Annotated in this window: 32 protein-coding genes, 1 pseudogene, 1 riboswitch and 1 other annotated feature; of the genes and pseudogenes, 12 read left to right on the top strand and 21 right to left on the bottom strand. The window is 34.9% G+C overall.

The genetic code is table 11. The features are described from left to right. Positions 1 to 9: 9 nt before the first annotated feature. The gene (locus tag KFD70_RS10420) at positions 10 to 477 is read left to right on the top strand and encodes an NUDIX hydrolase (RefSeq protein ID WP_336452355.1); all 468 of its coding nucleotides are present in this window, start codon (positions 10 to 12) and stop codon (positions 475 to 477) included. 8 nt (positions 478 to 485) lie between these two features. Here the strand turns inward: KFD70_RS10420 and KFD70_RS10415 are convergent, their stop codons facing one another. After that, entirely contained in the window at positions 486 to 1,484 is a 999-nt protein-coding gene (locus tag KFD70_RS10415) for a tryptophan--tRNA ligase (RefSeq protein ID WP_336452356.1), read from the bottom strand. Positions 1,485 to 1,526: 42 nt separating this feature from the next. Beyond that, positions 1,527 to 1,738 (bottom strand) — a binding site (T-box leader). Between the two features lie 132 nt (positions 1,739 to 1,870). Beyond that, positions 1,871 to 2,992: an AI-2E family transporter gene (locus KFD70_RS10410; RefSeq protein ID WP_431613180.1), complete on the bottom strand. Its 1,122-nt coding sequence runs from the start codon at positions 2,990 to 2,992 to the stop codon at positions 1,871 to 1,873. Between the two features lie 532 nt (positions 2,993 to 3,524). On the opposite strand from KFD70_RS10410, the gene KFD70_RS10405 reads away from it, so the two are divergent. Next, a complete protein-coding gene (locus KFD70_RS10405; RefSeq protein WP_336452358.1) occupies positions 3,525 to 3,986 on the top strand; it encodes a GNAT family N-acetyltransferase in 462 nt (153 codons plus the stop codon). 38 nt (positions 3,987 to 4,024) lie between these two features. Beyond that, positions 4,025 to 4,169: riboswitch (cyclic di-AMP (ydaO/yuaA leader) on the top strand. Between the two features lie 100 nt (positions 4,170 to 4,269). Continuing rightward, complete coding sequence (locus KFD70_RS10400) at positions 4,270 to 4,413, top strand: hypothetical protein (RefSeq protein ID WP_017151706.1); 144 nt, start codon at positions 4,270 to 4,272, stop codon at positions 4,411 to 4,413. A 280-nt stretch (positions 4,414 to 4,693) separates the two neighbouring features. Here KFD70_RS10400 and KFD70_RS10395 read toward each other — a convergent pair. Both KFD70_RS10395 and KFD70_RS10390 read right to left on the bottom strand, forming a co-directional pair. Further along, positions 4,694 to 4,789 (bottom strand): annotated as a pseudogene (locus KFD70_RS10395) (SAM-dependent methyltransferase); the annotation flags it as partial. Between the two features lie 56 nt (positions 4,790 to 4,845). Beyond that, a complete protein-coding gene (locus tag KFD70_RS10390) occupies positions 4,846 to 5,400 on the bottom strand; it encodes a CGNR zinc finger domain-containing protein (RefSeq protein ID WP_336452359.1) in 555 nt (184 codons plus the stop codon). 107 nt (positions 5,401 to 5,507) lie between these two features. Here KFD70_RS10390 and KFD70_RS10385 point away from each other — a divergent pair, with 107 nt between their 5' ends. Further along, positions 5,508 to 6,692: an MDR family MFS transporter gene (locus tag KFD70_RS10385; protein ID WP_336452360.1), complete on the top strand. Its 1,185-nt coding sequence runs from the start codon at positions 5,508 to 5,510 to the stop codon at positions 6,690 to 6,692. A 68-nt stretch (positions 6,693 to 6,760) separates the two neighbouring features. On the opposite strand, the gene KFD70_RS10380 is transcribed toward KFD70_RS10385, so the two are convergent. Continuing rightward, positions 6,761 to 7,243, bottom strand: coding sequence for a GNAT family N-acetyltransferase (locus KFD70_RS10380; protein WP_336452361.1), 483 nt, complete (start codon positions 7,241 to 7,243; stop codon positions 6,761 to 6,763). A gap of 243 nt (positions 7,244 to 7,486) precedes the next feature. Here KFD70_RS10380 and KFD70_RS10375 point away from each other — a divergent pair, with 243 nt between their 5' ends. The 3 genes from KFD70_RS10375 to KFD70_RS10365 are packed head-to-tail and all read left to right on the top strand — an operon-like array spanning position 7,487 to position 8,635. Further along, the gene (locus KFD70_RS10375; RefSeq protein WP_336452362.1) at positions 7,487 to 7,693 is read left to right on the top strand and encodes a helix-turn-helix transcriptional regulator; all 207 of its coding nucleotides are present in this window, start codon (positions 7,487 to 7,489) and stop codon (positions 7,691 to 7,693) included. A 6-nt stretch (positions 7,694 to 7,699) separates the two neighbouring features. Then, the gene (locus KFD70_RS10370) at positions 7,700 to 8,134 is read left to right on the top strand and encodes a hypothetical protein (RefSeq protein WP_241816588.1); all 435 of its coding nucleotides are present in this window, start codon (positions 7,700 to 7,702) and stop codon (positions 8,132 to 8,134) included. 24 nt (positions 8,135 to 8,158) lie between these two features. Continuing rightward, the gene (locus tag KFD70_RS10365; protein ID WP_336452363.1) at positions 8,159 to 8,635 is read left to right on the top strand and encodes a small multi-drug export protein; all 477 of its coding nucleotides are present in this window, start codon (positions 8,159 to 8,161) and stop codon (positions 8,633 to 8,635) included. Positions 8,636 to 8,769: 134 nt separating this feature from the next. On the opposite strand, the gene KFD70_RS10360 is transcribed toward KFD70_RS10365, so the two are convergent. Next, the gene (locus KFD70_RS10360; protein ID WP_336452364.1) at positions 8,770 to 10,272 is read right to left on the bottom strand and encodes a malate:quinone oxidoreductase; all 1,503 of its coding nucleotides are present in this window, start codon (positions 10,270 to 10,272) and stop codon (positions 8,770 to 8,772) included. A gap of 481 nt (positions 10,273 to 10,753) precedes the next feature. Here KFD70_RS10360 and KFD70_RS10355 point away from each other — a divergent pair, with 481 nt between their 5' ends. Continuing rightward, on the top strand, positions 10,754 to 11,377 hold the full coding sequence (locus KFD70_RS10355; RefSeq protein ID WP_336452365.1) for a LysE family translocator: 624 nt from the start codon (positions 10,754 to 10,756) through the stop codon (positions 11,375 to 11,377). A gap of 87 nt (positions 11,378 to 11,464) precedes the next feature. On the opposite strand, the gene KFD70_RS10350 is transcribed toward KFD70_RS10355, so the two are convergent. The 6 genes from KFD70_RS10350 to KFD70_RS10325 form a co-directional block, all read right to left on the bottom strand. Next, positions 11,465 to 12,079 (bottom strand): hypothetical protein, encoded by a 615-nt coding sequence (locus KFD70_RS10350; protein ID WP_431613179.1) that lies wholly within the window; start codon positions 12,077 to 12,079, stop codon positions 11,465 to 11,467. A 330-nt stretch (positions 12,080 to 12,409) separates the two neighbouring features. Then, positions 12,410 to 12,955: a DUF2179 domain-containing protein gene (locus KFD70_RS10345; protein ID WP_017151696.1), complete on the bottom strand. Its 546-nt coding sequence runs from the start codon at positions 12,953 to 12,955 to the stop codon at positions 12,410 to 12,412. A 148-nt stretch (positions 12,956 to 13,103) separates the two neighbouring features. Next, positions 13,104 to 13,514 (bottom strand): ATP synthase subunit I, encoded by a 411-nt coding sequence (locus KFD70_RS10340; protein ID WP_336452367.1) that lies wholly within the window; start codon positions 13,512 to 13,514, stop codon positions 13,104 to 13,106. A gap of 52 nt (positions 13,515 to 13,566) precedes the next feature. Further along, on the bottom strand, positions 13,567 to 14,889 hold the full coding sequence (locus KFD70_RS10335; protein WP_336452368.1) for a hemolysin family protein: 1,323 nt from the start codon (positions 14,887 to 14,889) through the stop codon (positions 13,567 to 13,569). Positions 14,890 to 15,013: 124 nt separating this feature from the next. Then, a complete protein-coding gene (locus KFD70_RS10330) occupies positions 15,014 to 15,421 on the bottom strand; it encodes a MerR family transcriptional regulator (RefSeq protein WP_336452369.1) in 408 nt (135 codons plus the stop codon). 137 nt (positions 15,422 to 15,558) lie between these two features. Continuing rightward, on the bottom strand, positions 15,559 to 16,023 hold the full coding sequence (locus KFD70_RS10325) for an SRPBCC domain-containing protein (RefSeq protein WP_336452370.1): 465 nt from the start codon (positions 16,021 to 16,023) through the stop codon (positions 15,559 to 15,561). 402 nt (positions 16,024 to 16,425) lie between these two features. Between KFD70_RS10325 and KFD70_RS10320 the strand changes: the two genes are divergently transcribed. Next, complete coding sequence (locus tag KFD70_RS10320; protein WP_336452371.1) at positions 16,426 to 17,313, top strand: DMT family transporter; 888 nt, start codon at positions 16,426 to 16,428, stop codon at positions 17,311 to 17,313. 71 nt (positions 17,314 to 17,384) lie between these two features. Here the strand turns inward: KFD70_RS10320 and KFD70_RS10315 are convergent, their stop codons facing one another. Together KFD70_RS10315 and KFD70_RS10310 are read right to left on the bottom strand one after the other, a co-directional pair. Further along, a complete protein-coding gene (locus tag KFD70_RS10315) occupies positions 17,385 to 18,215 on the bottom strand; it encodes a pentapeptide repeat-containing protein (RefSeq protein ID WP_431613197.1) in 831 nt (276 codons plus the stop codon). A gap of 133 nt (positions 18,216 to 18,348) precedes the next feature. Next, on the bottom strand, positions 18,349 to 19,209 hold the full coding sequence (locus KFD70_RS10310; protein WP_336452372.1) for a LysR family transcriptional regulator: 861 nt from the start codon (positions 19,207 to 19,209) through the stop codon (positions 18,349 to 18,351). Positions 19,210 to 19,331: 122 nt separating this feature from the next. On the opposite strand from KFD70_RS10310, the gene KFD70_RS10305 reads away from it, so the two are divergent. Together KFD70_RS10305 and KFD70_RS10300 are read left to right on the top strand one after the other, a co-directional pair. Next, the gene (locus tag KFD70_RS10305; RefSeq protein WP_431613178.1) at positions 19,332 to 19,892 is read left to right on the top strand and encodes a cysteine hydrolase family protein; all 561 of its coding nucleotides are present in this window, start codon (positions 19,332 to 19,334) and stop codon (positions 19,890 to 19,892) included. A gap of 166 nt (positions 19,893 to 20,058) precedes the next feature. Then, a complete protein-coding gene (locus KFD70_RS10300) occupies positions 20,059 to 20,235 on the top strand; it encodes a DUF1272 domain-containing protein (RefSeq protein WP_336452374.1) in 177 nt (58 codons plus the stop codon). Positions 20,236 to 20,275: 40 nt separating this feature from the next. Here KFD70_RS10300 and KFD70_RS10295 read toward each other — a convergent pair whose 3' ends face one another. Genes KFD70_RS10295 through KFD70_RS10285 form a run of 3 tightly spaced genes read right to left on the bottom strand, consistent with a single transcriptional unit; the run spans position 20,276 to position 22,588 of the window. After that, the gene (locus KFD70_RS10295; protein ID WP_336452375.1) at positions 20,276 to 20,845 is read right to left on the bottom strand and encodes an SGNH/GDSL hydrolase family protein; all 570 of its coding nucleotides are present in this window, start codon (positions 20,843 to 20,845) and stop codon (positions 20,276 to 20,278) included. Between the two features lie 15 nt (positions 20,846 to 20,860). After that, positions 20,861 to 21,685 (bottom strand): MBL fold metallo-hydrolase, encoded by an 825-nt coding sequence (locus KFD70_RS10290; RefSeq protein WP_336452376.1) that lies wholly within the window; start codon positions 21,683 to 21,685, stop codon positions 20,861 to 20,863. Between the two features lie 39 nt (positions 21,686 to 21,724). Next, positions 21,725 to 22,588 (bottom strand): aminoglycoside phosphotransferase family protein, encoded by an 864-nt coding sequence (locus KFD70_RS10285; protein WP_420792353.1) that lies wholly within the window; start codon positions 22,586 to 22,588, stop codon positions 21,725 to 21,727. A gap of 202 nt (positions 22,589 to 22,790) precedes the next feature. On the opposite strand from KFD70_RS10285, the gene KFD70_RS10280 reads away from it, so the two are divergent. Further along, on the top strand, positions 22,791 to 23,000 hold the full coding sequence (locus KFD70_RS10280) for a hypothetical protein (protein ID WP_336452377.1): 210 nt from the start codon (positions 22,791 to 22,793) through the stop codon (positions 22,998 to 23,000). Between the two features lie 27 nt (positions 23,001 to 23,027). On the opposite strand, the gene KFD70_RS10275 is transcribed toward KFD70_RS10280, so the two are convergent. The 4 genes from KFD70_RS10275 to KFD70_RS10260 are packed head-to-tail and all read right to left on the bottom strand — an operon-like array spanning position 23,028 to position 26,183. Continuing rightward, entirely contained in the window at positions 23,028 to 23,927 is a 900-nt protein-coding gene (locus KFD70_RS10275; RefSeq protein ID WP_336452378.1) for a PhzF family phenazine biosynthesis isomerase, read from the bottom strand. An 18-nt stretch (positions 23,928 to 23,945) separates the two neighbouring features. Then, a complete protein-coding gene (locus KFD70_RS10270) occupies positions 23,946 to 24,713 on the bottom strand; it encodes a GNAT family N-acetyltransferase (protein WP_431613177.1) in 768 nt (255 codons plus the stop codon). 30 nt (positions 24,714 to 24,743) lie between these two features. After that, on the bottom strand, positions 24,744 to 25,448 hold the full coding sequence (locus tag KFD70_RS10265) for an SDR family NAD(P)-dependent oxidoreductase (protein ID WP_336452380.1): 705 nt from the start codon (positions 25,446 to 25,448) through the stop codon (positions 24,744 to 24,746). Between the two features lie 12 nt (positions 25,449 to 25,460). Beyond that, positions 25,461 to 26,183, bottom strand: coding sequence for an alpha/beta fold hydrolase (locus tag KFD70_RS10260; RefSeq protein ID WP_336452381.1), 723 nt, complete (start codon positions 26,181 to 26,183; stop codon positions 25,461 to 25,463). Positions 26,184 to 26,203: the final 20 nt, after the last annotated feature.

Below are 26,203 nucleotides of genomic sequence, written 5' to 3'. Positions count from 1 at the left end.
AAAATGAAAATGGGATATATCGAAGACATACGAAAACTTGTAGGGAACCATCCGCTTATCATAACTGGTTCACACGTAATCGTTTTAAATAAACAAAATGAAATATTACTTCAGCTTCGCACTGATTTCAATATGTGGGGCATTATTGGTGGCGCTCTTGAATATGGAGAAACATTAGAAGAAGCTGCAAAACGAGAAGCATTTGAAGAAACAGGACTTATTGTAAAAGATTTAGAACTCTTTCACACCTTTTCAGGACCAAACTTGTTTCAAATATACCCAAACGGCGATCAAGTATTTGGTGTCATGGCAGTTTATATTTGCCAAAATTATGAAGGTGAGTTGCAATGTGACCGTACTGAATCAAAAGGATTGCGTTTTTTCTCATTGCATACACTCTCACATAATATTGGCGCTGTACCTAAAATGATTATTGATCAATTTCAGCAATCGATTGCAATGAAAACAGAAAAATAAGGGAACGCTTATCGTTCCCTCTCATATCCAATCCTCTTTTTAATTTCAGCTAAATTCACCTTCGCTATTTCCCTCACACGCTTCGCACCTTTTTCTAAAGCCTCATACAACAAGTGAGGCTCATTCATATATCTCTCATATTTTTCTCTTGGTTCTTCTAATTCTCGGTTTACAACACGAAATAGTTCTTTCTTTACCTCTCCCCAGCCAATGCCTGTTCTGTACTGCTCTCGCAAACTTTTTGTTTCTTCCTCTGTGGCAAATTCCCTATATATCATAAATAACGTCTCAGGTTCTTTCGGTTCATGAGGTGATGAAGAATCCGTTTTAATTTTAAAAATTAACTTTTTAAGCTTTTCAGGTTCTGCAAATAGCGGAATGACATTTCCATAACTTTTACTCATCTTTCGTCCATCAAGTCCTGGTAAAATAGCCCCCTCTTCTTGCACTACATACTCTGGGAGTGTAAATGTCTCTCCAAAAGTATGATTAAAATACATAGCAATATCACGAGCGATTTCAATATGTTGAATTTGATCTTTTCCAACGGGTACATGACTAGACTGAAATAATAATATGTCAGCAGCCATTAATATTGGGTACGTATATAATCCCATATTGACACCTGTATCAATATCAACACTTATTTCTTTATTTTGTTCTATCTTTGCTTTATATGCATGAGCGCGATTCATAAGTCCTTTTGGAGTCAGACAAGCCAAAATCCATGCCAATTCTAAAATTTCCGGGACTTCAGTTTGTCGATAAAAGATAATATCTTCTCCAAGTCCTAACGATAACCATGTTGCAGCTACCTCTTTTGTATAATCACAAAATAGATTAGGGTCTTGTACGGCATTTAACGCATGATAATCCGCTATAAAGTATAGGGCTTTTCCGTCTTTCTTTTTAGACATGTTTAATGCTGGTTTAATCGCTCCTATATAATTTCCTAAATGCGGGTGACCAGTTGGCTTAATTCCTGTTAACATGATTTTCTCACTCACACTAACTCCTCCTTTCTACAATTAAAAGAGTCCCTCATCCTAGAAAAGGACGAGGGACTCCCGCGGTACCACCTTAATTAACTATTAGTCATAGCTCACTTGATGCTTCTTTAACGCGAAGCAAATCGTCTTAGCCTACTCATTTCAGCTAGAAGCTCCAGAGTCCATTCCATATTCATCCCTTACTGATTTCCACCAACCATCAGCTCTCTGTAAAATTCCGAACATGTACTATTCTCCATCATTGCTTTTGTTTATTTCTTACATTTTACCACGTTTATTTTTCTAATAAACATAAATTTTCTGTTTAATTTATTTTTTACAAAAATATGAATCGGAAAATGAAAAAGAGCTAAAACAAACACATTCTGTTTTAGCTCCTCTTTTTAAGAGTTCAGTTTAATAAATCTATACCCATGTGTAACAAGCACTTTTAATATCGCATATCCCGGAATCGCTAAGATAACTCCCATAATTCCAAACAGATTCCCTGCTGTTAAAATAATAAAGATAATGGTAATTGGATGAATGTCTAATTTTTTCCCCATGACTTGTGGTGAAATAAACTTCCCTTCTGCCAATTGTACAATCATCATCACAATAATAACTTTTAGAATCATGGCTGGTGAATCAATAAAGGCAATGATTAAAGCCGGTGTAATCGCAATAATCGGTCCTACATAAGGTACTACGTTTACAATCATCGCTAAAATAGCAAGTAAGACCGCATATTTAATCCCAATAATGAAATAACCGATTAATAACATAATCCCAATAAACAAACTAACAATAATTTGCCCTCTAATATATGAGCTAATGGCGTAATGCATATCATCTAATATAAGCTTAGCTGAAGGCCTTCTTTGTTCTGAAATAATCCTTAAAAAGTACTTCGGTAATTGCTCTCCGTCTTTTAAAAGATAGAATAATATAAAAGGTACCATTACAAATGTAAGCACGACTTCTGTAAGTGTACTTAAGAATCCAGTTACATTCCCAGTCACTGATGATAGCGAATTTGTAAAGTTCATTGTAGAATCTTTCACGATACTACCTACATCAATATTTAAGCTATCTTGAATCTTTCCAATTATATTACTTTCCCCAAATTTACGTGCTGCCCTTTCAATTTCATGACCGAAATATGGCAAGTTATCTATTAACGCATTTACTTGATCTTTAATAATCGGAATCACTGTTACAACAAGAAAAACAAACAACCCCATTACAAGTATGTATATAGAAGCAATGGAAATGATTCTAGAAACACCTTTTCTTTCTAAAAGCGAAACCAATGGATGTAAAATATAAAATAGTACCCCAGCTAACAACACTGGAAAAAAGATTGTTTTTAAAAAGACAATGAAGGGTGTAAATACAAACGAAATTTTTGTTAGTAATAATATATTCACAAACAGTAAGGCAAATCCAAGTAGCACTGCTAAATAATTTTGTTCTTTAAAAAACTTTTTCAGCTTATCTCTTTTTCGTAAATTGACTTTCTCCAAATATACCACCTCTCTAAGTATGAAAAGCCCTTGAAAAGGGCTTTATGAAACAATCAGTAATATATTTCTATTCATTTGCAGCTTTAACTACAAACGATACAACTACACCTTGTAATGCTAGTCACCCTTCTCTAAATAATGTACCGAATAAGCTAAAAATAATATTACCAAACTTGGAAAGAGAAATTTCTTATCTGTTATAGCACGATCCATCTCATTTTTAGGTCTTCTCTTCTATTAAGATGTAAATTTATGATTCAATAGAAAAGTTATACACACCCTTAGTTCATTACTGGCACTTTATAATTTCTCATTGAATGACAACCACTCATAACAGGAGAGTTACTATCATATCACGAAATTTATGTACATACATTGTATCCAAGGGAGCTAAAATTTGTCAAATTTCAAAGCGATTAATGTTATATAAATATATTTTTTATCTCACCTTAAATAACAATTATATCAATATTTAATACATATTTTTTCTTATTTTAAGATAAAATTTAACATACAAAAAGGAGATTAGATAATGATTCGTAAAATTCCACCTACTTCTATTAAAGTAGCATCAGCTATTTTAGCGATTCAAATCCCTGCTTATCAAGTTGAAGCAAAGTACATGAACAGCACAGCAATCCCACGTTTATATGATACGATAGAAGACATCCAAAATTGTAATGAAACCTTTTATGGCTACTTCTTTGAAAATAAACTAATAGGCTTTATTTCTTTTATAAATAAAGGGGCTATTATTGATATCCATCGCCTAGTTATATCTCCTGACTATTTTCATAGAGGAATTGCAACAAAGTTACTCCTTCATTTATTTAGCATATCCCCTGATACAAAGAAATATATTGTACAAACAGGGAAAGCAAACATCCCTGCACTGTCTCTATATAAAAAACACGGATTCATTGAAGTAACAGATATTATTTTACCTGACGGACTCGTTCTTACACAGTTGAAAAGGACAGAAAACGCAAAATAATTTGACTTTTCTAACAAGTTATGTTATCTTATTTTTTATAAAACCTTTTGCTGAATCCAATTTTTTGGAACGGGGGAACCATTTACGTAGCCTACGCTACTTGGGGCGAATCTTTTTTAAGTAGGGAAACTCTCACTTCCCGAGTCCGACAGCTAACCTCGTAAGCGTAATGGGAGAGGGAAGGTGCTTTTTACCTATGATACACAGTATCCCTCCTTAACTATAAAGTATGTGGAATCGTTGTCATTAGAAACCTATATTTATAGAAAAGGAGACTCGTACAATGTTACGTTTATCAGATCATGAAATGAAAATGATGGAGCAACGTATTCGATTGGAACAACAACGTACGTATCAAGCAAACAAAATTGTAGATAGTTTACATCACAAATACTTTTTTCAACATATTTTTCAGCCGAAAAGATGAAGTGAAATTCTTACCTATGTAAGATCATTTATACGTACAGTATGACGGAACATGAAAAAAGCTTTGCTATTACTGCAAAGCTTTTTTCTGTTACACTTTCTCTTTTGCACAAAAACTTATTTTCTTGATTTAACAATTAAAGTCGTTGGCGCTCTTCTTACTTTATCCAAAGAACAACAACTCACATAAAGTGAAACTTTAATCAGCCCTCACCAATCGGGCCGTTAGTGCGAGATAAAATCCCATCTGTTGTTCATTACAATCACTAGATGGCTCCCCCTTCTGCTCTTTCAATTATAAATCCCGCTTGAATAAGTTCATTTATGTATATGCTTAATTTTCTTTTATACAGCACCGCTTGTACATCTTCCAACTTCTTTCTTACTCATCAAGTTAAACAACATTCCCTCAATTCACATTTCCCTCTAAAGTTTACATCGTGTAACTCGATCTTCCTTTTCTCTTCTCCCGGTAATTTTTCACTTTCGCAATCGTACCACAAGCTCTTCCCTCTTTACTCCCTGCATACATCCCACACCAGCGCTTACTTCCGTTACGAGAATGATCATAAAAGACCCAGCGGCAATCTGGACATGCTTTCAACCGATTCCACCTCTTTTGTTCAATCGCAGTCAAAATAATTTGTAACATCATCGTATAGAAATTCCGTCCCCCAATTGGTTCATATGTAATAAACTCCATATTTTCCGTCACACATACGCCAAATGGATATTTTTCAAACCATTTCTGTAGTGTTCCTTTCTCCTCAATCACGAAACGAACGTCATCTCTAAATTGCTTCAGCTCATCCAACGTACCAAAAGAAAATTCCTCACTAAAATGGTTTCTCATAAATCGAAGTACATCATCTATTGTATTAAGCTCATCTACCTGCTTTCTTGTGTCATTTGGAATTCTCCATGTATTTAAAAACTCTCTTACGATTTCTAATTGTCCCGGCGCCCCTTGACTCTGACTCAAATCCATTCACCATCTTTCTAAAATTTACTTTTTTCTGACTTTATGTATAATAATAATATAAAAGAGTTAACCATTAAAAACTTTTACTGGTTACATTATAGAAAGGAGAATCTATGAAAAACTTTTCAATATCGATACGCGTTATACTCAGTTCGTCATTTTTCATGGCATTTGGATACTTTGCTGTATACGCTTTCCTCGCCATCTATTTATCGAGTTTTTTACACTTTTCCGCTGTGCAAGTAGGGACCATTTTAACCATTATGACGATTACATCACGAGTAATCCCTTTATTTTCTGGTATCATTGCCGATAAATTTGGATACATGATTATGATGATATCTGGTTTATTATTAAGAGGCATTGGCTTTATTTGTTTAGGAATATTTTCAGAGTTTCATACGATTTCAATTTCCGCTTCATTTATTGGATTTGGTACTGCGTTTTATGAACCAGCTGCTCGTGCTATCTTCGGTTCGCAGCCTGCTCACATCCGAAAAGATTTATTTACATACTTAAATCTTGCTTTTAACAGCGGTGCGATTATCGGCCCAATTGCTGGCAGCTTATTACTCATGTGGAATCCTTTGTATCCATTTATACTGACTGGACTTCTTATGCTATTCTTTGCAATTATTTTTTATCTTCTTAGATCCCACTTCCAAGTTTCTACTGAAAATGTACAGCTCTTATCTGGGTTAAAAGTCGTGTTTAAAAACAAACAATTTCTTTCATTTTCATTTATCATGATTTTCTTTTACATCATGTTTACTCAGCTCACTGTCGCTCTCCCCCTTCACATGACCAACATAAGTCATAGTGAAAAGGTAGGTGGTCTCGTTATTACAGTGAATGCAATTACAGGCGTTTTATTTATGATTGTATTTCGAAAAATATTTCATAAATACAACACACTTTCGATTGTAAAATGTGGTGTGCTATTCATGGGGCTTTCTTTTTTGATGATTCCTTTGTTCCCACACCCATATTGGCTGTTTGGTTGTGTCATTTTATTTACAATTGGTGAAACACTTGTATTACCTAATGCTGACATTGCAATTGCAAATTATAGTCATGAATCTTATACGGCCACATATTTTGGAGTTTATCAGCTTTCACTCGCTATTGGATTTACAATCGGTAACTACACTGGAACATGGTTTACATCACAGTTGCAAGAGACATATACACCTTGGTTAATTTTAGGCGCAATGGGTGTTACAGGATTTATTTTGCTTCATATGTTAAAAAATATGGAACAAAAACAAGAAAAAGAAATTATGAATACAGGATTATAAGCATATATAATACGATGAAAAGCACCGTCCAGTTTATAGGACGGTGCTTTTGATTCAATAATACAAATTTATACATTTACATAGTTTTTTAGTTTTAAACAGTAAACAAATTCTGGATGATGTCCCTCTTCAATCTCTCCTGTTGGCCTAAAACCCACTTTTTCATAGATCCGCTTTGCGCGTTCATTATCGTGAATAACCGATAAGAATATTTCTTCACATTTATATGTCTGAACCATACTATCTATTACTGCTTTTAAAATAGGAACCCCATACCCTAATCCTTGATATTGATGGCCAAGCATCATACTAATTAACTCATATTGCTTCGTTTCATTTCTAAACCCATACGTAGCAAAACCTATTAAAACGTCATTATCATATATAGCTTTCGGAGTAAACCCAAACGTTTGGCAAGCTGCAAGAAAGAAAGCATTGGAACCAACCCATCTTTCATATATTTGAATGTATTTCTCTTGGATTTCATCTGATTTTAAATTAATAATTTCAAAGAAATTTTCTTCCGTTACATCTACTAATTTTAAATTCATCTTTTCCCCTCTTTCTATTTTTTGCATTATCTACTCTAATTCTTCATCGTATTTTTTAATCCTCTATCTTCTTAACGGATAAAACTATTCAATTTTAAAAGCTAGATAAACGAAACAACACCATTTTAGTTATAGATGGTGTTTTTTTATGTTTCTCAAGCAATTATTTATTACAAAATGCAAATAATTATTTACATTTTGTAAACAATAATTTACAATATTAGTAATGAGGGAAGGGAAATTATAATGCTTGGAAACAGAGTTAGAGAATTACGGGCACGATTTAGGTGGACTCAGCAAGATTTAGCCGATGCCGTTGGCGTGACAAGACAGACAATTGGGTTAATTGAAAAAGGTGATTATTCCCCATCTGTTACGATGGCGTTAAAAATAGCTACTGCGTTTCAAGTTACTGTAGAAGATATTTTTTATTTAACAGGAAAGGAATGAATATTTTTGATGAAACATATTTTGAGGTCTCCACTTATAGGTACGAGCTTATTTGTATTGATCATTGCATTTTTACTATTTTCTCTTATGGATACACAAGTCGTTATAGCTAGATTGTGTTTTGGGATTTTGGTAATGTTTACTTTTTTGTGGTTCGTTCTTACAAAGCATTATAATCGGAAGAATCCTGATGATAAAATTAAATTATTTGGATTTATCCCATCCGAATTTCGTGAAATAGATGAAGGTCAACAATGGGTGACCTATAAGGCTTGTAGGAATGTGTATATTTACTATAGCTTTGCACTTCCAATAACAGCAGGAGTTTGCTTCCTCTTTTCTCATAATATTCTTATTCCTTTAATATGCATAGGATTACTAGGATTAGGTCAATACATTGTCTATTGGTTAACTACTATTCTGATTTTCCATCGTATTTAATCTGAACAAAACAGGGGGAACAATATGTTAGAATGGGCTCAAAATGCAGGTGAATTATGGCAATATGTGGTCTTATTTTTACTAGCCTTTGCTCCATGGATGGATGTATCAATCGTTGTACCACTCGGTATTGCATGGGGATTACAGCCATTTGCAGTAGGAGTGACAGCATTTGCAGGGAATCTTATCTTGGTTTTATTACTCGGCTTCTTCTTTAAGCAGTACACAAAATGGCAAGCAGCAAGAAAATTAAAAAAAGGTATAACAACACCTTCTAAAAAAGAAACTCGATCAAGGCGAATATGGGAACGATATGGTATTCCAGGGTTGGCTCTGTTAGCTCCAATTCTTGTAGGAACTGATATTGCAGCCGTATTAGCCTTAACATTTGGATCGAACCGGACACACGTCATAAGTTGGATGACGATCAGTCTAGCAGTATGGACAATCATTTTTACAGTTGCTGCGATGTATGGATTTAGCTTTTTAAATATTATTTAGAATCATATGAAGAGGCTGCCCCAAAAAATCGCTAAAAACGATCTTTTGGAGACAGCCTCTTTTGTATAGTTGATTTTCTTTTTTATTGAACTGTTTAATGGCCTTACATAGCTTTGTTTCTATACCCCAATAATTTAACTATAAGCCAGTTCTTTTTTACTTAAACCAAGCGTTTCCCCTGTTAAAGCATGAATTTCTTGGAAAAACTCTGGGTTTTCCGCTAGTGACACGCCATAAGAAGGGATCATTTCTTTTATTTTCAGTTCCCACTCTGTCATATGCTCTGGGAAGCATTTTTCTAATACTTCAAGCATAACATGAACGGCAGTAGAAGCCCCCGGAGAAGCACCAAGCAATGCAGCGATTGAGCCATCAGCAGCACTAACAACTTCCGTACCAAATTGAAGTGTTCCTTTACCGCCGGCATCAGTATCTTTAATTACTTGCACGCGTTGACCCGCTACCACTATATCCCAATCCTCGCTTTTAGCATTCGGAATAAATTCACGTAATTCTTCCATACGCTTTTCATTCGATAACATCACTTGCTGGATCAGATATTTTGTCAACGCCATCTCTTTTACGCCTGCCGCCAACATAGTGAGGACATTATTCGGTTTTACGGAACCTATCAAATCCAAATTTGAACCTGTTTTTAAGAACTTTGGTGAGAAGCCAGCAAACGGTCCAAACAACAATGTTTTTTTGTTGTTCATATATCTTGTATCAAGATGCGGAACAGACATTGGAGGAGCGCCAACTTTAGCTTTACCGTATACTTTTGCATGATGCCGCTCTGCAACTTCAGGATTATTACATACCATAAATAATCCGCTTACCGGGAACCCTCCAATATGTTTCGACTCAGGAATACCGGTTTTTTGTAGTAAAGGCAGACTTCCGCCCCCACCGCCGATAAAGACGAATTTTGCAGTATGGTATTCGATTTTACCACTATTGATATCATGCACTTTCACTTCCCAAGATCCGTCGCTAGTACGTTTAATATCCTGGACGCTATGCTTGTAGTTTATTTCGACGTTTTTACTCTGTAAGTGGTCAAACAACATGCGTGTTAAAGCTCCAAAGTTGACATCCGTTCCAGAGTCAATTTTTGTTGCCGCTATCGCCTCATTTGATGTACGGCCTTCCATGATAAGTGGAATCCACTCCTTCAGTTTTTCAGGGTCATCTGAAAATTCCATCCCCTGAAACAGCGGATTATTTGAAAGCGCTTCAAAACGTTTTTTCAAAAACGTAACATTTTTTTCCCCTTGTACCATACTCATATGAGGTATTGGCATAATAAAGTCCTGCGGATTACGAATCAGATTGCTGTTTACAAGATAAGACCAAAATTGTCTTGAAAGCTGGAACTGTTCATTAATTTTTATAGCTTTGCTAACATCTATAGATCCGTCAGATTTTTCAGATGTATAGTTAAGCTCACACAGTGCAGCATGACCTGTACCTGCATTATTCCATTCGTTTGAGCTTTCTTCTCCTGCATCTGCCAGTTTCTCAAACACCTTGATTTCCCATTCAGGTGCTAACTCTTTCAATAATGACCCCAAAGTCGCACTCATAACTCCGGCACCAATTAAGATAACGTCTGTTTTCTTCTGCATGTTGCTCATGATAATCTCTCCATCCCCTATATTGGCAAAAAAGACTAGGCACTTTTGGCTTCTATGCCACAAAAAGAACTGCGCCACCTAGGCCCCACCTAGGAATACATCTTTTCTGTCTCAATTATAACCCATCTCATAATCTATTATAATAATTAATAGACTAAAATATCTAGTATTATCTGATAATTTTAAACTATTTATGATAATAAAATAGTAAAAAACCCCTTTACAAAGCTCTAGGAACACACAATCATCAAGTCCTTAAGCTCAACTTTTAGCCGTTACTTATAATATGTTTCTCTGCACTTAACAGGGGAAAAACATTTTTCCAGAAATATTTAGTTCATTTACAATATATCATATGTCACATTTTCTCAGAGGCATCTATAAAGTTTGCCGTTTTAATCAAACAACAGAGTATACTTATAACATTACAAACGATGTAATCCATGATAAAATAAGGAAAATTTTCCAAAGGGGTGGATGTATGGATTTTTCAAATGTAATTGCTTTTGTCTTTGCGGCTATGCTCTTAACATTAATACCAGGGCCTGACATTTTATTTGTTCTTGCCCAAAGCATGAGCCAAGGTAAAAAAGCTGGTATTATGACCGCACTGGGACTATGCACTGGTATAACGGTACACACATTAGCTGCTGCTCTTGGGATTTCCGCAATTTTGTATCATTCTACAATTGCCTTTCAAATTTTAAAATATGCAGGAGCAATCTATTTACTATATCTTGCTTGGCAAGCATTTAAAGAACGTAATGAAGGAATTGGAGAACACGCTGCTGTTTCATTAAATTACGGCGCTCTCTATCGTAAAGGGATTTTGATGAATATATTAAATCCTAAAGTCTCTCTTTTCTTTTTAGCCTTCTTACCTCAATTCATAACCCCGAGTGCCGGGGAAGTACCAATGCAAATGATCACTCTAGGCATATTATTTATGCTACAAGCAATCATTGTATTTTCAATGATTTCATTCCTCTCTGGCACCATTGCAAATAAGTTCTTAAAGAATCCTAAAATCGCAAAAGGAGTGAACCTATCTAAAATAGGAATCTTTGCTATTTTAGGAATTCGACTCGCCTTAACGGAAAAATAAAGTGCTACACATTATATTTTGGTACATCATTTCTCTAGAGTGATGTACTTTTTTCTTTTATAAACACCTTTATTTAAAACATTTTTATCATACTATGAGAGAAAAGGCTTTTTCTAATTCTTCCAAAACCTCTGTGTAGTGTCGGCTTCCAGGATATTTTTGTGGAGATAGTGCTTTTGACGTTACCGGAAAATCATAAATGAAATTCAAGTCTTTATACTCCTTTAGATCCAATTGATTTAATGCATCTAAAACATCATTTTTGTTTTCACTCCATACTTGAAAGGTTTTAAAGTTTGTCACAAAAATCTCATTATAGGATGTACCATCTTCGACCGCGATTCCAAATTGAAGAAATCCATCATTTATCAGTTCAAATTTATATTCCTCAAAGAGATTCATGATTCGGTCAGATTTGGTAAAAGAACTGAAAGATGGCTCTTCACCTTTCATTCCTACAAATCCATAGGCTATCCCTTCTTTAAACATTATATTGACTAATGTCTCAAACAAGCGCCAAACTTTATCAGCATCAATATTGATTTCTGTAAAATACTGAAATTTTTCGCCTTCAATTGCTCTCATCTTGTAGCCTTCTACAATGTTCGCCTGCGCACGATTTTGTTGTATAGTGTCGTAATCATACCCCTTTGGGTAATCAATTTGACCTGGTATTTGTATGCCTAACGGTAATTTATACACGTTTTTCCTCCTCATATTCAAAATCTATCAATATGTGCAAATAAAGTAATTTACAGATTTCAGAAATATCCTCCCATTCATTTTTCATATTTATACACTTCTGTATATGCAATTCCCAGCTATTTCTGAAATAGTGTGAAACAACTATCATATTTATACCATTATATCAACAAATCACCTTTTCCTACTACACACTATTGCAGTTATAACGCACAAAAAAAGGATAGATCACTCAGATTCACTCTGCTTGCATCTATCCTTTTCTTTTTTATAAAATGTATAACATTATATAGATATGATTCTCAAAATGAGAATTCATTCGCTTCTTTCTTATGAAGCATGATCGTTCTTCTTCATTAATGCTCGTTTTTTCATCGCTTTTGTTAAATAGCCGCCTTTGAAAGAACGAATTTCATAAGAAGACATAAATGCTTTCGGTGCAATGCGATTAATAATTTCCAAAAGCTCTTTCTCACGAGAGCGCTTCGCAACGATATCTAAACGGTAACGAATCGAATTAATCCCTTCTCCCTCAAATACAGTTACACCAAACCCAGAGTGTCTTAATTCATCTACTAACTCATTACAACGATCTAGTAAACTAACTTGGTATGTAATATACCCAATTGCCAATTTATTTTCTATATAACCACCTAATAAAAGTCCGGCACTAAAGCCAATAACATAGGCTACAATATTCATCCAATTTGATAAATCTTGAAACACAATTCCTAAACTTACAATATAGATTGCACCCTCTAGTAATCCGACACCAGCAGCGGATCTTGTTTGGTTCTTTACAAGCAAAATCGTCCGGATTGTTAACACGGGAACATAAATAATTTGAAGTACAAAAATAAGTAGCGCTTGTAACATTTGCATCCACCTCTTTCAAAAAGTCTTTTGTCATAATAACATATATAACCTTGAGAAAGCGATGGGTTTTCTAATTTTTTTTATTTTTTCATGAAAAATAAAAAATAAGAAGATAAAAAAGAACCGTTTTCGGTTCCCTTTTATCTTCTTATTTTGAGTCCTGTGCACTCTTTTTCCTTTTTTCCTCTTCTTCTCTTGCTAACTGCATATTCGCATACGCTAAATTTGCAATCATTAAAAAGTGCCCACCTAAAATGCCTGTACCAAATGCCCACATTTCCATTTCATGTTCAATTTCATACATAATGATTGCACCCAATATCGCAGCTGCAAAACGATTTAAAATCCCAAGTCCTGGCGCACGTTGTTTTAATACAATACTTCTTCCGATCTTTTCAACTCGCCTTGCTAATAGCCAAAGGCAGTATGCACTGACTGCTAATCCGATTCCAAATCCAGTCACTTGCTTTGAAAAAGGCGTTATCGTCCATAAAAGTAGTAAACCACTAAAAATCATATATAACTGTAGTTTGTATACTCGTAACGCAACTTCAATCAAAATATCCGCTCCTTATTTCAAGTTTTCCTATAGCTAAAGAGAAAGCAGCAACTTACACAGTTGCTGCTTTTTCTTGTTGATGATCAATCTTCCGAATTTCAACGCGTTTAATTTGGTATGCATCTTTTTCAAGAACTTTAAATTCATATCCCTCGGCTTCCACACATTGTCCTTCTTCAATTTCATGGTTCTGCATCATAATCCATCCGCCAATTGTATCCACATCTTCTTCCTCGATGTGTAAACCAAATAAATCTTTTACTTCTGTAATCAACACTTTCCCATCAACAATTTTGTGATGTTCATTTACATGTTGGATTGGTGGATGTTCATCTTCATCGTATTCATCACGAATCTCGCCAACGATTTCTTCTAATATATCTTCAAGCGTTACAATTCCGGCTGTCCCTCCGTACTCATCATATAAAACAGCCATTGGAATTCGTTTTTTCTGCATTTGTAGAAGTAAATCATGGATTGGAGTTGTTTCCATCACTTCAATAATTGGACGCATATACGTGCGAATAGATGATAAATCTTTTGTATCGCCTTTCATATATCGAATAAAGAAGTCTTTTACGTTGACCATACCGATAATATCATCTTTATCTTCTCCAAAGATTGGATAACGTGTGTATCGTTCACTTTGGATAATTTTCATGTGTTCTTCTACTGAATCTTCGAGATAAAAACCAACGATTTCTGTTCGTGGTACCATAATCTCTTTCGCAATGCGGTTATCAAATTCAAAGATATTATTCACATACTTATATTCAGCTTGATTAATTTCTCCACTTTCATAGCTTTCTGAAAGAATAAGGCGTAATTCTTCTTCAGAGTGGGCCACTTCATGTTCAGAAGCTGGTTTCAAACCGAATAAGCCAGTTATGACACGCGCCGAACCATTTAGTATCCAAATAAACGGATACATCACTTTATAGAACATCATTAAAGGTCCAGCAAATAATAAAGTTACTCTTTCAGCCTTTTGAATTGCCATTGTTTTCGGTGCTAATTCTCCTACTACAACGTGCAAATACGTCATTGTCATAAATGCAAGGCCGAAAGTCAATACTTGTGAAATAGAAGGGTTTAAGTTCCATTTCTCAAATAATGGATGCAATAGCTTTTCTATTGTCGGTTCACCTAACCAACCAAGTCCCATTGCTGTAACTGTAATTCCTAACTGACAAGCAGATAAATATTCATCTAAATTTGTTGTTACCTTTTTTGCTGCTAACGCACCGCGTTTTCCTTCCGAAACAAGCTGATCTATGCGACTTGAACGTACCTTAACAATCGCAAACTCTGCTGCTACGAAAAATCCAGTAAATGCGATTAAAATCGCAACCATGACTAAATTAAATATTTCCAATGAATCCCCTTAGTTAAAAAACTAAGGTGTTCACCTCCTGTATACTTATAATGTTTTCTTATTCTCTGTTTCTCTAGAAAACATAGCGCTATACAGAAATTAAAAGAGTCGGATCCAACTTTAACTATAACAATAGTACTAGAGTTTGTATTAAAGCTGTCGTTTGACCAGATAAAGATTTCGATATTTTCTCACGTTGTGAATCTGTTAACCCATCTAACAGAGGTTTCAACTGTGTTAACTCTGCTTCTAATTGATGGATATGGTTTGTCACTTCATTCACTTGTTTCGAAACGTGTTCATTGATACCGAGCAGCTTCTTTCTCTCCTCGATCCTCTCTTTAATCTCACAAAGCGGCATATGCATTTCCTTGCATTTCTCAATAAATTGTAATGTTTCAAATGCTGTTTCGTCGTAATAGCGATAATTAGATTGAGATCGCTCCGCTTTTAAGATACCTAGATTCGTATAATAATCAATCGTTCGTTTCGATACGTGAGCCAAGTGAGCCAACTGTCCGATTCGATACACCTTCCCAACGATTTTTCCCTCCCCATTTATGTTAAGAACATCATACAATACATAAACTGTACAGTCAAACGTGATGGTTCGTTATTCACAATATATACAAAAAGATCTGCTATATGTGTTGCAGATCCCCTTACTTTTTATATTGATTTTCCTTTATTGTATGTAGATTCTACACATTCTGCTAAATGCTCAAGTTGTTCCGCATATACCGCACGTGACATCCAGCCTGTTAACTTATATAAAATGCGATAAAATAGATTACTAGGTGCATACTCCAAAATTAATGTAAGAAGTGTCCCTTCTTCCTCTTCTTCTAATACATATGTTGTCGTAGAATATCCTTGCTTCGTCTCACCACCGAGAGTAATGATATACGGAGGTTCATACTCTAGAAATTCCACTTCCGCTTCATATACTTTCTTTCCTAGTTTCTGTATAGAAATAAATGTATCTCCTACACGTGGATTTTCTTTCACTCGCTCGGACGGATAATGATTTTCGATTAAAAATGCATTCCATTCTTTTACTTTTTCATCATCTTTTACATAATCAAAAACAACTTCAATTGGTGCTTCAATCATTACTTCAATAGCAAAACTCATTCATTTTCTCCTTTTATATACCCTTACTTTTCTATCTATTTTGCGACAAAATGATTATGCCATATTTTATTTGGTGAAATACAAGTGTTATTTTACTATTATTTCTCTTATTTAGAGTTTCATGATGTTGAATTTAAAATTTCAACATCAGAGTAAAAAGAATTGATAGATACCCTTTAATAATCTGAAAATTAAGTTATAATTTTAATATAAAACTGATTCATGGGAAACAAATACACATATTGAGAGGAGAATTTCTAATGTACTACAACAACCTATTCGAAAACGATCAACCTGTAATCCGTCTATAATCTAAGGCGGGCATACGTATATTTTATCAAAAATATGCCTCGTCTTAGGATTTCTAATCACAATCCTACAAATAGACGGAGGTATTTCACAGTGAAACAAACCATTTTAGGGGCTATATGTTTATCACTTGCAGCAAGTATTTGGGGTGGTATGTACGTTGTCAGTAAATATGTATTAGATTTTGTTCCCCCACTTACACTTGTCTGGCTTCGCTTTATTATTGCCTTTGTAGTTTTGTACATGATTTTAAAAACGACAGAGCGAAAACAAAAAACAACGATACAAATAAACAAAAAAGATTGGCTACTCTTTGCTTGGATTGGTTTCATCGGCTACTTCGTTTCAATTACATGTCAATTCATTGGAACAAAACTATCTGATGCGCACACAGGCTCTTTAGTTACATCAGCTACGCCAGCATTTATGGTCGTATTCGCTACTTTGATTTTGAAAGAAAAATTAACGACTCGCAGAATACTCTCTACTCTCTTAGCCACAATAGGTGTCATAATTGTTATTGGTTGGGATATAGAAGTAGGATCTTATTTTATCGGCACAATCATTTTAGTTGGGGCCGCTATTACGTGGGCTTTACTATCTATTTATGTAAAAATTGCATCTAGTCGTTTTTCATCCTTAATCATTACAACGTACGCAATTTTCTTTTCATTATTTTTCATCACACCTTGCATGATTTGGGAGTTACAATCCAATCCAGTTGGAAACTTAAACGCCACTATCATTTTAGGCATTCTCTATTTAGGAATCATCTCTACTGCCGGTGCTTTTTTTCTTTGGAATAAAGGACTTGAGTTAATGGATGCTAGCATTGGCTCACTCTTTTTCTTTTTTCAACCTATTGTTGGTTCATTGCTAGGGTGGCTACTTTTAAATGAAACGTTAAATCGTAACTTTTTTATTGGGGGTGTTCTTATTATATTTAGTGTCGTGATAACTACACTTGAAAAGAAAAAATAATAAAAACACAGGCTATAAAAAATATAGCCTGTGTTTTTACATTATCTATTAAGATAAAATTTATATTTTTCTCACGCAGACCAATGCGCTGGACGAGAAAGTAAACTTGGTAATTTCGTGTTTACATCTCCTTTCGCTGCATTAACCTGAACTTGAGTCAGAAAAATACTCTCCGTAAGGTTCGCTCCCCTAAGATCAGCATCCCGTAAATCAGCACCAATAAAATCAGCCATTCTTAAATCAGCTTCTCGCAGATCAGCTGCAATGAGGTATGCTCCTCGTAAATTCGCCCCCTTAAAGTCTGCTCTTCTCAGCTTTGCCCCCATAAGGTTTGCTCCTCGGTGATTCATCCTTTTATTTTTTTTCGCACTCTTATACTTGTGACGTGATTCCGCCCATACTAGTTCGCTTGTTTTTAATAGAAGTTCATTTACATACGCTCTGTGTGATGAAACATTTACATCAATCAGCAAATCTGGGCTAAGATAAGAAAGTCGTTCCGTCTCTTCAATCGCAGTACGAATCTCTCTATGAATCGGTCGTGTTGCTTTTAACGCGAAAGCTTCATTCAAATACCAAAGCATCTCATGAAGCTGATGCATGATTGGAAAAACAGCGTACATTTTCTGCGCATGCTTAGAATCTTTACGCCAGTCAACTCCTTCGAAAGTAACCTGTGAAACCTTTTGTCCCGCACCGAAGCACTCAAATACAGTACACCCTTTAAAACCTTTCTGCCTAAGATTTTTATGAATGCTACAACGAAAGTCTGACTGTAAATTTGCGCAAGGCTTACCAGCATCTTTATTAACTGCAAAATCAGCTGAAGCTGCGAAAGGTAATGCAACGCAGCACAAACCGAAACAATTCTCACAATCAGCTCGTAAACTGTTAAAACTCATATCATTTTTCAAATTCAATTTTTGATAATTTTCCACTAAAACATATCCCCCTGTTACTGTATTACTTATTCAATTTTATATAAATAAGTATGAAAAAGAAATAATTTAGTATAAAAGAATAACTTCTAAACAATTACAAAGAAGTTCCTGTAAATACCTTAAAGAGTACTTTGCCAATCTTTTCATTTCTTGCAATCAAATATATGGTTCTTTGTTTTTGAAAATCCCGAATGGGTAAAGAGCGCAGCGGCAAATGTTCAATACGCTCTGAAATCGTTCGTGGAACAATTGTAATTCCAGCTCCTGCGGCAACCATGCCAAGAATAAAGTCTCGGAACGATACCTCAGAACAAATATCAGGGTCCGCATTCAATCTTTCAAACTCTTCTATAATCGCTCTTCGAATATCGCAACCGACTGGATACATAACTAATTTCTCTAATAATAGTTCTTTTATATTTACATTTTCTTTTTTACTAAACGGATGTGTCTTTTGAAAAACTACATCATACGGTTCTACAAATAACTTCCTATTCCAAAGATTTTTTGGTACCCACTTTTCATCTACTAAACCTGCCTCTAACTTTCCTGATAAAATATCTTCCATAATCTCTTTAGACATATCATATACCTTCGTTTCTAAATTCATATTCTCAATCTGGCTTCCAACAAGTTTTTCAGGAAGATAAAATGCCGCAAGACTAGGAAGTAATCCTAACGTTACGTGTATGGATTCTCCCATGTCTTTCATTTCTTGTCTAATACCATCCCATTCCTTAACAAATGGAAGGATTCTTTTTTGAAAATACATTCCTGCTTCTGTTAATTCTATACCTTGTGGAGATCTACTCACTAATTCCACTTCTAATTCAGCTTCTAATTTCTTTATTTGTTTACTTACTGCTGGTTGTGTCATATGAAGATGCTCTGCTACTTTTGAAAAGCTTTTGTATTGTGAGCAAAGTAAAAAGCACCGAAACCACTCTATCTCCATCCTCTTTATCTCCTTGTCCAAACTTTTCGTTATACCCTTCAAAAAAACTGGAAATTCTCAACATTTACAACAATTGATATCATTACCCTATAGAAAATATTTTTTGAAAAGGAGCATAACAAATGAATCACTTACCTAAAAATACTGCACTTATTTTAGTTGATATCCAAAAAGAATTCGATGATCCTCGCTGGGGAGAACGTAATAATATTGATGCTGAAACAAACATGAAACTCATACTACAAACATGGAGAAAAACAAATCGTCCTGTAATCCATGTGCAGCACATTTCCAATAAAGAAAATCATCCATTAAGAAAAGAAAATAGCGGAAGTAAATTTAAAGACTTTGCCATTCCGCTTCCAAACGAACCAGTATTTCAAAAAAGTGTAAATAGCGCTTTTATCGGAACAAATTTAGAATTTTATTTACGAGAACACAATTATAAAACTATCGTCATTATCGGCTTAACAACAGACTATTGTGTATCGACATCAGTACGCATGGCTGGTAATTTAGGATTTTCAACTTATGTCGTTTCAGATGCAACTGCTACATTTGGCCGCATTGCTTACGACGGAAATTACTATGCTGCAGAAGACATTCATAATATAGCATTAGTAAGCCTTCATAAAATGTTTGCTACAGTTTTAACAACTGAAAAACTACTAAATTTAATTTAAATCTAGCATCATGAATTGATTTAAAATTACTTTTTATAATAAAAATTTTATATTTCATTTCAAACGTTATATAAACTTCCAAATATACTTTCATTTGAAAAGGACATATTCTCCAACTTATATTATCATTAAATTACAAACATTCAAACACTCAGGAGGAAATCACATGTCATTGGAAATGAAAACAAACTGCCAAACTTGCAGCACTTCACTTCAAACGGATTCGGAAGCTTATATTTGTACGTACGAATGCACATTTTGTGCACCGTGCACAGAAAAAACGCATTATGTTTGTCCAAACTGTGGTGGTGAATTAGTACGTAGGCCGAAAAAGAAACTATAAAAGCAAAGCTACTCATAGCTTTGCTTTTCCTGTGCGACATCTATTTAAAGATCTCTTTTAATTTACTCCCCATCAACTCAGCTAAATATTCATAACCAACAACGCTAAAATGCAGTCCATCACGCTCTTCATTTTCTACAAACTTCTTATAATCTGATTCATGGGTCATATGAGAATGCAAATCAAGAAAGTGACTTCCTGTTTGTTTTGCCACTTCTTCCACTACTCTTGCATACTGTGATAAAACTTCATTTGTTCTTGCCTGCTGTCTTTCCTCATCCACTGGTGCCGGGCTAATTAACAGCACCTTTTCTGGTGAAATTTTTTTCACGATCTCAATTAGATTTTCTTCATATTCTTGTAGTGATACTTGCTTATGAAATGCTGCATCATTTGCGCCAAAAAAGACTGTTACAAATGTCGGATCATAAGATAACACATCTTCTTCTATTCTTCTTAAAGCATCGAACGTATCATCACCCGGAACACCTGCATTTTCTACTTTCCAATCTGGAAAATGCTCTTGTAAACGTGGTGTTAATCTCGGTGTTCCATTCCAAAATGTTTCATCAGCTGTAATACTATCACCAAAACATATTAATGTATTCATTTTTACTTCTCCTCTTTATGTATGAAACAATTTACCTTCTAACGCGGAAATATATCTCCGTGCAGACCGTCCTACAGCTTCATTCGCATTCTCTTTCACTACTCGGTGAAAAGCATTATACAAACGATTAAAAGATAGTGTTTTTACCCTTTTCGCCATCTCTTCTACTTTATTTGCTGGTAACGGAATTAAGTTTGGATAGCTATACATAAAGCTCACCCACTCTTGATCAGCTACAACTTGAATAATATCGCCTGTTAATAAAATACCTTTTCCATCATTCCCCTGTGACCAATGTAAAACAGAACCACCTTTAAAATGTCCACCTAGACGATGCACCGTAAGTCCATCAGCTAATTGCAATGATTCCCCTGACCAAAAAACAATATGTTTACTCGGACGCATTACCCACTGTTTATCATCTTCATGAATATAAATTGGCACATCGAATCTTTCTGCCCATTCGACTTGAGTAGAATAATAGTGCGGATGGGATAATGCAATTGCATCTAACCCTCCTAATTCTTTTACTCTCTCAATTGTAGTTTCGTCGAGATATGTAATACAATCCCATAGCAAATGATACGATTCTGTTTTTAACAAATAAGCAGTTTGACCAATCGCAAATTCCGGTTTTGTTGTAAAGCTATAAAGTCCTGTTTCTTCTTCAATCATTTCATTTTGATATTTGTTGCTCTCTTGTAAATCATCAAGCGTTATCCAAGATTGCCCCTTTGGATTCACATATTGTCGTTCTTCATTACAAATCATACAATTTGTTGGTTCTTCCACACTAGCTGCATATTGCACGCCACATGTTGTACAAACAAAATTTTTCATAACATTTCTCCTATCCCCATTTTATTTTCTATTTAACTTTCACTGTTCATGAATCAGATTCATCCAATAACGCCAAGCTTGTAAGTAAGCTTCTAAATTTTCTGGATGATGTCTCAAACAAGTGTCTAACCTGCAATATAAAACGATTACAACTTCTTCATATAAAGCTTCCCTCGCTCTATTATGAAATACACTCTTTTCTACTACCTCGTCTATTGTTTCCCTCGTTAACTCTTTCGGCGTCGAACAAAATGCATAAATTAAATCGTATATAGGATCTCCCAAAACTGGATAAGGGTCAATTACACCATATAATGTATGCTCATTAAATATAAAATTATGAAACCCACAATCTCCATGCAATAAAAATGGTTGATCACTATATGCCGTTCTATTTGGACTATGTACCAATTGAACAACGGTATGAAAATCTTCTTCTGTTATATAGGAAGTTACAGTTTCATTCGCCTCCCTCACCCTTTCTAAAAGAAAATCCTGCCAAGAGTCTACCGGATCTTCTTTCCATCCCCACTGATCCATTTTCACAGCTGGTTTATATGTATGAATGACTTTCTGAACAAGCGTACAAAGAATATCTTTTTTATTCCCAGCATCACAACTTACAGAACCAGGAATAAATGAATACACCATATATCTATATAATGGGTCAACATACAAAAGCTTAGGAAATATACTTTTATTCTCATAAAAGTTAAGAAAATATGCTTCTTCTTCAATAACCCTCGCTTCATTCAACTTTACAACACACTGTTCATTTCCTACTAAAAGATACAGTCTACTTGTCGTACCACCAGTTAACTTCTTGTAGCCTTTCGGATAATCAGCAATTCCTTCATTAACAACTAATTGTTCGATAATTTCTGAAATGTCCACCTTTTCCATTCCCATTCTTCAAGTATATTTAACCATAGAGAAAACAACTTTATTATTCGACAAACATAAGAAAAATCCTCTACTCCAAATGCTATCGTGGCAACCCGTCAATCTCATTTCACATTATCTTTTCTTTTATTAGTGCTAACTTTTAATTTTTATAAATATGGGCATGCTAGAAAACATATCTGTACATATTAGGAGGACATATATGAAACCCGATTTTTTACAAGCTGTAAATCAGGCTATCGGTAATATTGAACATATCCACATTGAAGAAAGCGGTGCAGATAGTCTGCTAATTCATCATGATGATGCCCAGCAATTGAAACAAGTTGCAGAAACGTTAGAACGTAGCAATTTCCATTCTGTAATGAGACAAAATGGAGATACTTCTTTTATTGAAGTATTAAATAGATAAAAAGTTCGGTCGTGTACCGAGCTTTTTTCAAATCGAAATTTGAAACTTATCTACATATACAGCCGTTCCCGAAATCTCGATTTGCAGTGAATGATCTTCCTGATTCTTTGTTACATAAACAGCCACACGACCGTCCTTATTCATTTCTTGTCCTTGTTCAACAATTAATTTCATTTCACTATCAAAATCTTGCTTCAAAAACGTAGCATAATATGCACCCATGACACCCGAAGCAGTTCCTGTCACCGGATCTTCAATTGTTCCGGAATAAGGTGATGAAAAATGACGACCATGCATATGTGCTGCTTCATCATACGTTTCTAAACAAAAAGGATGAATCGATGCCTTCGGTATTTCTTTTAAAATAGATGGAAACTCTTTATTATTTGGTTTCATTCTTTGACAAGCGTCTAACGTTTTAATTGGAACGAGTAAAGTCCAAATTCCAGTACTTCCATATACAATCGGCAATGTTTCATCTAAATCCGTTTCATGAAGTCCAATGCTGTGAGCCACATCTTCTCTCGAACCATTAAAGCTTTGAAACTGTGGTGCTGTTTGTCTCATCCTAATAAATGTTTCTCTCTTTTCATCTACATTTATACGTACTGGTAATACTCCCGCTTTCGTTTCTATTGCGAGGTTTTCCTTCCCCTTTAATAATCCTTTTTCATGAAGCGCATAAATCGTTCCCACTGTCGCATGTCCACAAAGATTCATTTCATGTCCTGGTGTAAAATAACGAATTCTCACATCCGCAACATTCGAAGGAAGTACAAATGACGTTTCGTTAAACCCTACCTTTTTTGCTATAAGCTGCATTTCATCACCTGTTAACCCTTGCGTATTTATTACAAGCCCAGCTGGATTTCCCATATTTGGCTTACTACTGAATGCATCATAATGGAAAACTTTTACTTCCTTCACTTTCTCATCCCCTAACTTTTATTTGAAAGTTTTGCAACATAGTTCCGTCTCTGCCCTTATAGAACAGCCGTTTTTCCAAAAAACCTTTTGCATCTTTTCATTTGTCAAATGGGTACTTCCTATATAATAGGTAGCTCCCATTTGTTTTAATAAATGTAAAGATTGGAGATGGATTTGAGCACTGATTCCTTTTCCACGTTCCTCTGGCAGTAATCCGAAATAAAACAATCGTCCTTCATCCTTTGTTCCAGGTTCAATATGAGGAATAGATATTCCAATCGGCTTATCCTTTTCATAAAAAACAATACACGATTTTTCCCAGCCCTGATCTAATTCTGCTTGTATAGCGTAAAAATGTTCATTAATATGAAGAGTTGATAATTGATTATCTGACCCTGACATACATCGCTCCCAAAGCGACTTAAATTCTTCTTCAGACAACATCCCTTCGTCTATAGAGCGAAATTTATACGGTTTTTCTGGAGCTTCCATATCCGCAAGCTTGCGAAACACTTCTATTTTCGCTGCGTAAAGTTGAAAGTTAAATTCACGTAACACTTTTGCACTGGGAGTATAGCTATTGAAACTTTTGTTTAGTAAAATATTCGCTCTTTTTACATTCCAATTTGCACAAACCTCTACAAATCTTTTTATCTTGTCTTTATAATTTTGAGGATCATACAGCAAATCTTCTTTAATTTCTTCAATTGTTATTGCATTCGGTAAACCATTTAATACTTTTTTGGAAGGTCCAAATATGTTTTGAACGATTGTAACATTGTACATTTTGTTCACCCTTCTATACAAAAATTAAAACTACCAGCCTAATTCTCCTAAAGATGGATCAATGAACTTACCTGAAACTTCATGATTTGTACTCATTACCCAATTGTACATGTTGTATGCCCCTTCACTTGAAGTCATATCCGCATCATACGCCCCCATCTCTGTTTTTAATTTTCCAGGATGAATTGCGGTCACCACGATGCCTGTTTCCTCAAATTCTTGTTGTAAACATAATGTCAGCATATTTTGTGCTGCCTTTGCAATGCGATATGAATAGGAAAACTGCCCTTGTGGAAATTCTTGAGCTGCCATTTTAGATAAAGAACCTAAACGCGAAGAGATATTAATGATTCTAGGATTTTTTGACTTGATTAAGCTACAATATGAACCTTTAACAGCTCGAATTACTCCCAAACAATGAATATTAAATACAGCCATTAATTCCTCCGAAGTAGTATGTAAAATCTCTGTTTCTTTTCCTGGTATTCCAGCATTATTGATAATAAGATCAACCACTTCTGTATACTGTTTAAGTTGCTCTTTTATCAGGTCAATGCTATCATCAGATGATAAATCTGCTAATATAGGAAAACATCGAGATGGAAATACACGATGTAACGTATCAATTTCTCCCTCTCTCCGAACTAGCGGAAAAACAACATGTCCATTTTCATGAAATACTTTGACTAGTTCGAATCCTAAGCCTCTGTTTCCACCTGTAATCAGTACTTTCATATGCAGTTCCTCCTAAAAGGATTTGTTTACATACTGTCGCAAAACTTCCCTAAGACTATTTTCTTTCTGCAACCAAATATAATGTTCAGCTTCTGCTATTTCAATAGCTTGGGCTCCGTTTATAATGGATGCAATTTGTAAAATAGGCCAAGATGGTCGTATATCTCTTTGGCCATGTATAAATAGAGACGGTATGTCAATTCGTGAAATCTCTTTTAATAAATTTGGTTGTTTAATAAAATTTCTCCAAGAATTTATTAAAGAGCGGTGTACATCCTTATTATAGGAATAAACCGAATTTGGACATATCTCTCCTCGTTCTTCCAATCCTTTTTTATATGCTGTTTTCCAATCCCAATCATTTTGAATTCCAGTTCCTGAAATTGAGACAAATCCTAACAGTGAATTAGGCTGTAATATTGCATACGCAAGAGCTAAATCAGCTCCCCACGAATGCCCCATAACGATCCACTTTTCAATTTTGTAATATTCTCGTATTCTTTCTATATCTTCTATACATTCTTTTACACCGTATCCTATACCATCGAACTCAGAACGCCCACATCCTCTAGGATCGAACCGAATTACTTCACATATATCGTCTATCAAACTAGCGACTGGTTCTAAATAATCGGCACAACCTGGTCCACCGCTTATGAGTAAGACCGGAATTCCTTGTCCTTGTTTTACTGTCCATAAGTGGCATTCACTTGTCTCTATAAACTGTTCTTCCAAATTTATCTCCCCATTCTATA

The sequence above is a fragment of the Bacillus pfraonensis genome, assembly GCF_050768835.1.
Classification (GTDB): domain Bacteria; phylum Bacillota; class Bacilli; order Bacillales; family Bacillaceae_G; genus Bacillus_A; species Bacillus_A pfraonensis.
This window is presented reverse-complemented; position numbering and strand designations above follow the sequence as displayed.